Source organism: Ectothiorhodospira sp. PHS-1, from assembly GCF_000225005.1.
Lineage (GTDB): Bacteria > Pseudomonadota > Gammaproteobacteria > Ectothiorhodospirales > Ectothiorhodospiraceae > Ectothiorhodospira.
Window position 1 is genome coordinate 46,780 of sequence record NZ_AGBG01000020.1, and the last position, 6,897, is coordinate 53,676.

A 6,897-nucleotide genomic window follows, 5' to 3' on the forward strand; every position below is an offset into this window, starting at 1 on the left:
TGCCCTTGTTTCCCTTCTGCTGCTCCTGCCCGCCACGGCGCCGGCGACCCCGTTGGCTGAAGCCCTGCAGTCCTGCGCCGGCATCACCGATGCCGATGCTCGCCTGGCCTGCTACGACCGTCTGGCGGAACAGCCCGGCGCGGATGGTGACATTCCAGCAACAACGCCACGGGCCAGAACCCTGGCACTGCCCGGAGGGGCTGAGGCACGGGGCTCCGACCCGGCCCGCTGGTCCGGCTCTCGCATCGACGCCGTCTGGGGGTTTGCCCCGGACAGCAGCCGTTACGTGATCGCCTCCCACCGCCCCAGTTATCTGCTGCCGGCCCGTTACAGCGACCGGCCCAACGAACAGCCCTTCTCGCCCCTGGCGGAACTGGCCGATGCCGATCGGGTGGAGCTGGACTCGGTGGAGGCCAGGTTCCAATTCAGTTTCAAGACCCGGCTCTGGACCACGGATGACCGCCGCTGGGGTCTGTGGGGTGCCTATACCCAGCAGAGTCAGTGGCAGGTTTATAACGACCGGGAAGGGGTGTCGCGACCTTTCCGTGAAACCAACTACATGCCGGAGCTGATCTTGAGCTACCGGCCGGATCTGTCCCTGGGGGGCTTCCACTGGCGCCTGCTCAACATGGGTTACACCCACCAGTCCAACGGCCGGGCCGAGCCCCTGTCCCGCAGCTGGGACCGGCTCTTTGCCGAAGTAGGCGTGGAGCGGGGTGATCTTGTCCTCAATGCCCGGGTCTGGCACCGGATTCAGGAAAGCGACACCCGGGACGACAATCCGGATATCACCGATTATCTGGGGTACGGCGACCTCACCGCCTTCTGGCAGCAGGGCGGCCACAGCTACACCCTGATGCTCAGGGGGCGTCCCGCCACCGGCAAGGGCGCCGTCCAGGCCACCTGGATGAGTCCCCCGATACTGGGGCCGCTACGGGCCTATACCCAGGTTTTCAGCGGCTACGGGGAGAGCATGATCGACTATAACTGGCGCCAGAACACCCTGGGTTTCGGGCTGGCCCTGAGTGATCTTTACTGACCCGTGCCATGGGAGCCCCATCCCATGAATACGCGCTCTGACCTGTCCCGACGCATCGCCCATCTGGACATGGATGCCTTCTATGCTTCCGTGGAACTGCTGCGTCACCCGGAGCTGCGTGGCCGGCCCGTGGTGATCGGCGGCCGCCGTCGCGCCTTGGGGGAACCCGGGCAGGCCGTTGCCGCGCGGTTGGGAGAATATGCCGGACGCGGAGTGATCACCACGGCCACCTACGAGGCCCGGGCGCTGGGTGTGTCTTCGGGCATGGGGCTGATGAAGGCGGCCCGGAAAGCCCCTGAAGCCATCCTGTTGCCGCCTGACTTCGAGGCCTACCGGGACTATTCCCGTCGCTTCAAGACGGCGGTGGCCGCCATCGCCCCCTGCATCGAGGACCGGGGCATCGACGAGATCTATATCGACCTCACCCACGTTCCCGGCGCATCCGGACCTCTGGGGCAGCGGCTCAAGCAGGCCGTGCGTGATGCTACCGGCCTGACCTGCTCCATCGGCATCGCCCCCAACAAGCTTCTGGCCAAGCTCTGTTCCGAGCTGGACAAACCGGATGGTCTCACCCTGTTGACCACGGATGATGTGCCGACCCGTATCTGGCCTCTGCCGGTGGGAAAGGTCAACGGCATCGGACCCAAGGCCGCCGCCCGGCTGGAAGCCCTGGGTATCCTCACGGTGGGAGATCTGGCCGCCTGCGGCCCCGGTCTGTTGCGGGAGCAGTTCGGCCCCACCTACGGGGCCTGGTTGCATCAGGCGGCACGGGGCATCGATGATCGGCCGGTGGAAACCGTTTCGGTACCCCGTTCGGTCAGCAGGGAGACGACCTTCGAGCGGGATCTGCATCCTCGTCAGGACCGGGCCGAGCTGTCGGAGATCTTCACCGCCCTGTGCATGCGGGTATCCCAGGATCTGGCCCGCAAGGGCTGCCGGGGCCGCACGGTGGGTATCAAGCTTCGCTACGAGGACTTCCGCACCCTGACCCGTGACATTACCCTGGCGCGTCCGGTGTCCGCGGCGATGGATATCCGCCGGGCGGCAGGGGAATGCCTGCGCCGGGTGCCCCTGGAGCAGCGGCTTCGCTTGCTGGGAGTGCGTGTGTCGGGACTGAGTTTCGGTGACGAGGACGCGCCGGCCGACGGGGGCATGCAGATGGAGCTGCCGCTCTGATGATGTTGAGCCAATACGACCGAACGAGAAAACGATGCTGCTGACCCTTGCCGTGATGCTGTTGATCCTGTTGTTGGGCTTGGTACTGCTGCTATGGCATGCCCGTACCGCCTTCGTCATCACGCTGGAGAAGGGCAGGGCGCGGACCTTGCGGGGGACCGCGCCACCCGGTTTCCTGCGTGGCTGCGATGAGGTGGCGCGAATGTATCGTCTCACCCAAGGGCGCATCAGCGGCGTCCGGACCGCCCACGGGGTGCAACTGCGCTTCTCCCGGGAGATCCCGGCCCATGTACACCAGCCCTTTCGCAATGTCTGGACACCGCCCACGGACGGCGGCGGTGGTGGTGGTCATCGGGCCGCCGGGTAAGACCGTTTCGGCTCAGGGTGCGGTGTCCCAGACCTCCTGCAGAAAGCCGGTGCCGCCCAGATACCCCATCTGGCGTTCTATCCAGGCCTGCCGGGCACGGACGTAATCCGAGGGGGCGGCCACCCGGTATCGCACCGGTCCGGGCAGTACTGCCGCCAGCAGTGCCGCTTCCCCGGCCGTGAGCTCCGCCGCCGGTTTGTCGAAATAGATCCTGCTGGCAGCCCCCACCCCATAGACGTTGGGTCCGAACTGGGCCACGTTCAGATACACCTCCAGGATGCGTTCCTTGGGCCAGAGGGCCTCGATCAGAACGGTCAGGTAGGCCTCGGTCACCTTGCGGGTCAGGCTGCGCTCGGGCCACAGGAACACGTTCTTGGCCACCTGCTGGGACAGGGTGCTGGCGCCACGCAGACGCCCCCCGTCCCGGTATTCGTCGATGGCGGCACGGATGGAGCGAAAGTCGAATCCCCGGTGATCCAGAAAACGCTGATCCTCCGCGGCGATCATGGCCAGGGCCGCATGGGCGGAAATTTGCTGCCGGGGCACCCACTCGTGGTTGACCGGGATGGTGCCGATGGCGGGGCGGGAAGACCACTGATGCTGCAGCATGAAGGCGGTGGTGGGGGGATCCACCCACCGCAGGCTGCCCACGATCAGGGCGCTGAGCAGCACCAGCGCCGCCAGGCTCGCCAGGAGCCAGCGCAGCAAGCGCCCCCACAGGGACCGGCGACGGGGTTTGGACGGGTATTTTCGCACCCGGGAACTATCTCAATTTCCAGCCCGGATCGGAAGCCATGCGTGCCGATATCCCACTTACCGGCGACAGCTCACGGGATTTCTCCCGCGAAGCGGCTAACTGCTCGGCGTCAGAGGGAAAATGCCGACTATCCACAAAAGCTGTGGATAAGTCTGTGGAGAGCATGTCGGAAACCGGGTCAAGAGCGCATGAGAGCAGGGGGCGGCTGAATTGGTCATGAAATGACCAGGTCTTTAATTGATTGATTTCGAAGTTTTTTAATTTCGTTTACGGTTCTACCCGAGCAGAGCTTAGGGTTGTCATGTCGCTGCATCAGGTATTTCCCGTGCTGTGCATATTCCTGGGTATATCCGCGCCTGTACAACGACGGTCTTTGCCATCGACGCGGTTCCCGCCGCCCGGTGATTCCGTACCAGGGGGGATCCAACGCGGATCCCCCTTCTCTCAGGCCACCCCCTTGGAACCTGACCCGGTTTAGGCTATCCTGCGCCACCTTGCCGCAGTCGAAATTTCCCGCATCGGCAGGCGATGTTTCCCGGCGCACATTCGCCCTGAAACGTGCTAACATCCTTTTTCACGCGCCCGTAGCTCAGCTGGATAGAGTACTGCCCTCCGAAGGCAGGGGTCACTGGTTCGAATCCAGTCGGGCGCGCCATAAAGTAGACAACAAAACAGCCGCTTACAGGATATCCTGGGCGGCTTTTTTGTTGCCTGGTCACATGGGATTGGTGCTGTGTGCCTATCCCCGCGCCCTCCTTCAAAGCACTATGCATGCCTGTGAAAGGCTAGCCAAAAGATATTTTCAGTGGCGCTGCCGCGTCTTGGGTTGAGTGCAGGCGCGGAATCAATCAATGTTCCCTGGAGTGAGGGCGGCATCCTACCTCAGTAGGTGGTAGTGTTCGGGGGCTAACAGATGACGCAAAGCCATCTACGAAACCCATCAATAACAGGAATGCAAAATCGATGGAATTGCCGGATGGTCTCTACGACCGGCTGCTCACTGAGTCGTTAAGGGATGCTCTCGTCAGTGTTGCGGACGAGCGGAGCCGTACACTCAAAGGGCTGTCCACTGAGGATGCTTCTGAACGGCTGGTTGAAGCGATCACATCCCAGCTTGGCCGCATACTGGACGACCTGAAAGGTGACGGACAGGAGAAAATCCAGCGCCAACTGGCGCTTGCCAACGCCGTGCTGTTACATGCTCGCCAGCATCTTGATGGTCATGAGGGTAGGGGGGATGCCCTGGTTGAGCCATTGCAACTGTTGCAGGCCGTCCATCGGCATTCCTCTGCCCCCGTGTTGCCGGATACGGGGTTGGCCCTGCCCTGGTTGTTCACAGCCGGCAAGGGCTCGCCATCCCTGTTGTCCGAACTGCGCCGAGAACTCTCTGCCTGCGATCAGGTGGATATTCTGGTCAGCTTCATCACCCTTTCCGGGGTGCGCAAGCTTTTGGATATCCTCCAGTCTGCGACTGCAGTAGGGGCCGATGGCCGACCGCGAACCGGGCTGCGTATCCTCACCACCACCTACACCGGCGCCACAGAAGTCCAGGCCCTGGATGCACTGGCCCGGCTGCCAGGTTGCGAAATCCGTGTCTCCCTGGACGGTCGCCGTACCCGCCTGCACGCCAAGGCGTGGTTGTTCCACCGGAGATCAGGTTCCGGCACAGCCTATGTGGGGAGCGCTAACCTCTCGGGCGCTGCGCTGATGGGTGGCCTGGAGTGGACTGTTAAGTTCACCGAGCGCGGGCAGACCGATCTGTTCGAACGGGCCAAGGCCCATTTCGAAACACTTTGGGAGGATCGGGAGTTTCAGCTCTTTGATCCGTACAATCAGCAGCATAGGGAAGCGCTGGGGGAGGCCCTGAAACGGGAATCAGGCGAGGATATCATCGCTCGCCCCACTTATTTCGACCTCGAACCGAAAACCTATCAGCAGGAGATGCTCAATCAGTTGCAGATCGAGCGGGACCACGGGCGCCGGCGCAACCTGGTAGTGGCGGCCACGGGCACCGGCAAGACTGTGGTGGCTGCGTTCGATTACAAACGTACCTGCACAAAGGCTGGAGGCTTGCCTCGGCTGTTGTTCGTGGCGCACCGGGAAGAGATCCTTAAACAGGCATTGCGCACCTGGAGGGAGGTCCTGCGGGATCACAGCTTTGGTGAAATATTGGCCGGTGGCCGCGAGCCCGAGCAGTTCGACCACATCTTTGCCACCATCGACAGCGTGACTGCCAGGAATATAGTGGACCGGTTTGGTCCCGAGCACTGGCACACGGTGATCGTGGACGAATGCCACCGCCTGGCGGCGCAGCGATTTCACGACTTTGTCAGCGCAGTCAAGCCCAATATCCTGTTGGGCCTGACTGCGACCCCGGAGCGCAGTGACGGCCAGCCGATTCTGCACTATTTTGATAATCGGCCCGACGGCTCACCGGCGGTGGAGCTGCGGCTCTGGCACGCCCTGGATCTGCAACTGCTCTGTCCCTTTGAGTATTACGCCTGTGACGACGACACGGACTTTTCCACTGTGCCGTGGAATCAGCCCGGGGAACTGGCGGCTATCGACAATCTGATTACCGGCAATGACGTGCGTGCACGGCTGGTGCTGAATGAATGGCGTCGTCTGGCCGGTGACCCGGCGCGGGGCCGAACCCTGGTGTTCTGCGTTTCCGTGGCCCATGCGCAATACATGACGGACAGGCTCAACGCTTCCGGCATCAAGGCCGTCTGTGTGGTCGGCGCCACGGCGCCGGATGAGCGGCGGCGTGCACCGGAGCTTCTTGCGCGGGGCGAAGTTTCCGCCATCGTGACCTGCGATCTGTACAACGAGGGTGTTGACCTACCGCTGGTGGACACCCTGTTACTGTTGCGCCCTACCCAGAGCCCCGTGCTGTTCCAGCAGCAGATTGGCAGGGGCTTGCGGCTGGCCCACGGCAAGGAAAGCTGTCTGATCCTGGATTTTGTGGGGCGGCACCGTCAGGAATTCCGGTTCGATCAACTGCTTTCCTCCCTCACCGGTTTGCCTCGTGGGGAACTGATTGACGCGGTGGAAAAAGGCTTTGGCTCCCTCCCCCCAGGCTGCCACCTGCATCTGCAACGCAAAACGCGTGAACAGGTGCTAGACAGCCTGAGAAGGCTGGTGCAGCAAAACTGGAGACGCCTGCGCACCGAATTGCAGACCTATGCTGCCTTGCGTGGCCGAAACAATATCCGTCTGGTCGATTTCCTGCGGGAGCAAGCCATCGAACTGGAAGATATTTATCGCCGAAGTGGCCGCTCCGGCTGGACCCATCTCAAGCGTGATGCCGGGTTGCTGAACCAGGATACGGGTGCTGAGGAAGCCTATTTCGGGCGTCGTTTCTCCGATCTGCTGCATTTTGATGATCCCGAGCGCATCGATCTGCTGCTCAAGGTGGGAGAGAGCAAGGCAGGCTATCCACCCGGTAGCGATCGGGAGCGCCTACTGATGCAGATGCTCGCCTACCAGATCGATGCCCAGCAGCATCAGTCTGGCACCGGCGAGGCTTTTCTGCATCGGCTGCATGCCTATCCGGAG

General features: G+C 62.6%; 5 protein-coding genes and 1 tRNA gene. 5 read left to right on the forward strand and 1 reads right to left on the reverse strand.

Annotation, left to right across the window (positions count from 1 at the left end; genetic code table 11):
- Positions 1–52: 52 nt before the first annotated feature.
- The 3 genes from ECTPHS_RS09515 to ECTPHS_RS09525 are packed head-to-tail and all read left to right on the forward strand — an operon-like array spanning position 53 to position 2,582.
- Entirely contained in the window at positions 53–1,039 is a 987-nt protein-coding gene (locus tag ECTPHS_RS09515; protein ID WP_246828348.1) for a phospholipase A, read from the forward strand.
- A 24-nt stretch (positions 1,040–1,063) separates the two neighbouring features.
- The gene (dinB, locus tag ECTPHS_RS09520; protein WP_008932525.1) at positions 1,064–2,215 is read left to right on the forward strand and encodes a DNA polymerase IV; all 1,152 of its coding nucleotides are present in this window, start codon (positions 1,064–1,066) and stop codon (positions 2,213–2,215) included.
- Positions 2,216–2,249: 34 nt separating this feature from the next.
- On the forward strand, positions 2,250–2,582 hold the full coding sequence (locus ECTPHS_RS09525; RefSeq protein ID WP_008932526.1) for a DUF3634 family protein: 333 nt from the start codon (positions 2,250–2,252) through the stop codon (positions 2,580–2,582).
- A gap of 12 nt (positions 2,583–2,594) precedes the next feature.
- Here the strand turns inward: ECTPHS_RS09525 and mtgA are convergent, their stop codons facing one another.
- A complete protein-coding gene (gene mtgA / locus ECTPHS_RS09530) occupies positions 2,595–3,290 on the reverse strand; it encodes a monofunctional biosynthetic peptidoglycan transglycosylase (RefSeq protein WP_008932527.1) in 696 nt (231 codons plus the stop codon).
- A gap of 627 nt (positions 3,291–3,917) precedes the next feature.
- On the opposite strand from mtgA, the gene ECTPHS_RS09535 reads away from it, so the two are divergent.
- Positions 3,918–3,994, forward strand: a tRNA-Arg gene (locus ECTPHS_RS09535).
- Between the two features lie 308 nt (positions 3,995–4,302).
- Positions 4,303–6,897, forward strand: a 2,595-nt coding sequence (locus ECTPHS_RS09540; RefSeq protein WP_040405721.1) for a DEAD/DEAH box helicase family protein, incomplete at its 3' end; no start/stop codon positions are given.